We start from the raw sequence: 2,210 nt of genomic DNA on the forward strand, positions 1-2,210 counted from the left end.
GCACTGGTGGAGGCCGCCGCCGACGCCGGTGACCCGCGTATTCAGGTCAGCCGGGTCACCCGGGACGCCGAACAGGCCCGGGCGTGGTTCACCGAGTTCGAGGGCGCGGGTCTCGACGGCGTGGTCGCCAAGAAGCTCGACGGCGTCTACGTTCCCGGCAAGCGCGAGATGGTGAAGATCAAGCACAAGCGCACGGCCGACTGCGTGGTGATCGGCTACCGCGTCCACAAGTCCGGCCGCGGCGTCGGATCCCTGCTCCTCGGACTCTACGAGGAGGGTGAGCTGCGAATGGTCGGCGGATCCAGCGCCTTCTCCGACGCCAAGCGACTCGAGCTGCAGGCGATGTTCGAGCCGATGCGACTCGACCCGGACGGCGTCGCACAGGGCGAGGTGAGCCGGTGGCGGGCCGCCGGCAGCGCCGAGTGGATTCCGGTCCGACCCGAACGGGTCGCGGAGTTCGCCTACGACCAGATGGAGAGCGGGCGCTTCCGCCACACCGTCAAGTTTCTGCGCTGGCGTCCCGACCGCGACCCGGAGAGCTGCGGCTACGACCAGCTCGAGGTCCCCCTGACTTACGACGTCTTCGACGTTCTCGAGTCCAGCGCCGGCCAGAGAAGGGGCGACGATGCCTCCTAAGCCGAAGCCGGTGATGCTCGACGTCGACGGCGTCGAGGTGAAGCTGACCAACCCGGACAAGATCTACTTCCCGGAGCTCGGTGCGGACGGTGGCCGCAAGGGCGACCTGGTCGACTACTACCGAACCATGGCGTCGACCGGCCCGCTCCTTGACGCGATCGGTGGTCGCCCGACCTTTCTGCAGCGCTTCCCCGACGGGGTCGAGGGCGAGCAGATCTACCAAAAGCATCTGCCGAAGTATCACCCCGAACATGTGGACTCGACGAAGATCGTTTTCCCGTCCAAGCGGTCCGGCCAAGCCTTCTGCCCGCGCATCGCGGCCGACGTGGTGTGGGCGGCCAACCTCGGGACCTTCACCTTTCACACCTGGCCCACCACGGCGCCCGACAACGACCACCCCGATCAACTGCGGATCGACCTCGATCCGTCCGACTCCACGACCTTCGACGACGTCCGGCGGCTGGCGGGAGATCTGCTGCGTCCCCTCCTCGACGAGCTGGGCATGACCGGGTTCGCCAAGACCTCCGGAAGCCGGGGCGTGCACGTCTTCGTGCCGATTCGCCCCGAGTGGGATTTCATCGCCACCCGTCGCGCGGTGATCGCGCTCGGTCGCGAGCTGGAACGCCGCGCGCCGGACACCGTGACCACGTCGTGGTGGAAGGAGGAGCGCGGCGAGCGCATCTTCATCGACTACAACCAGAACGCGCGGGACCGCTCGATGGCCTCGCCCTACTCGGCGCGCAAGTCGGCTCGTGCCCGCGTCTCGACCCCGGTGACCTGGGATGAGCTGGTGGACGTCGATCCCGACGACCTCACCATCGCCACCGTGCCGAAGTTGGTGGCCGAGCGCGGCGATCCGTGGGCCGACATCCACGAGCACCGGTCGGGACTGGAGAACCTGCTCGAGATGGTCGAGCGCGACGAGGCGAACGGGCTCGGCGACATGGTGTACCCGCCGAACTATCCGAAGATGCCCGGCGAGCCGCCGCGCGTGCCGCCCAGCAAGATGGTCGCCGAGCACTGGGACGCCGACGGCAATCGGGTGGAGCCGAAGTAGCTCACCCCGTGTGCTTGACGTCTGCCGGCGTGAATTCCGCCGGTGTGAATTCTTCTGCGCGGCGCACCAGCAGCGACCGCGGCGCGAGACCGGTGATTTCGGTGAATTCCCGTGACATGTGCGACTGGTCCGAGTATCCGCACTCCGCGGCGACATCCGCGGCCGCGCGGCCGGACTCCAGGGCGGCCCGCGCGGCGTCGAATCGCGCGAGCCGTGCCGCCTGCTTCGGGCCGACGCCGAACTCCGCGACGAAGAGCTTCGTCAGGTAGCGCGCCGACCAGCCGGACAGCTCGACGAGTTCGGCCACCGTCACCTGACCGCGTCGGCGCGTGATCACCTCCCACGCGGCGTGCGCGTCGAAGGCCGGGGCGTCGTCGGACGCGTTGTCGGCCAGTGCGCGGGCGCAGACCTCGGTGCGGCGTTCGGCCGGGACCTCCGCCAGCTGCTCGTGCAGTCGGCGCGCGAAGTCGGTGTCGATCTGCGACAGTTCGATCGCCTCGTCCGCCAGTTCCGCGAA

General features: G+C 68.8%; 2 protein-coding genes and 1 pseudogene. 2 read left to right on the forward strand and 1 reads right to left on the reverse strand.

All coding sequences use genetic code 11. The annotated features are described in order from the left end of the window. A pseudogene (locus tag GX543_RS17680) lies at positions 1-636 on the forward strand (ATP-dependent DNA ligase); the annotation flags it as partial. Next, the gene (locus GX543_RS17685; RefSeq protein ID WP_290853831.1) at positions 626-1,693 is read left to right on the forward strand and encodes a DNA primase small subunit domain-containing protein; all 1,068 of its coding nucleotides are present in this window, start codon (positions 626-628) and stop codon (positions 1,691-1,693) included. The pseudogene GX543_RS17680 and the gene GX543_RS17685, both read left to right, overlap by 11 nt. A gap of 1 nt (position 1,694) precedes the next feature. Here the strand turns inward: GX543_RS17685 and GX543_RS17690 are convergent. Continuing rightward, the coding region (locus tag GX543_RS17690) for a helix-turn-helix transcriptional regulator (protein ID WP_290853834.1) at positions 1,695-2,210 on the reverse strand (516 nt) is incomplete at its 5' end.

Origin of the sequence: Gordonia sp. (in: high G+C Gram-positive bacteria) (assembly GCF_012515855.1) — a bacterium.
Taxonomy (GTDB): Bacteria; Actinomycetota; Actinomycetes; order Mycobacteriales; family Mycobacteriaceae; genus Gordonia.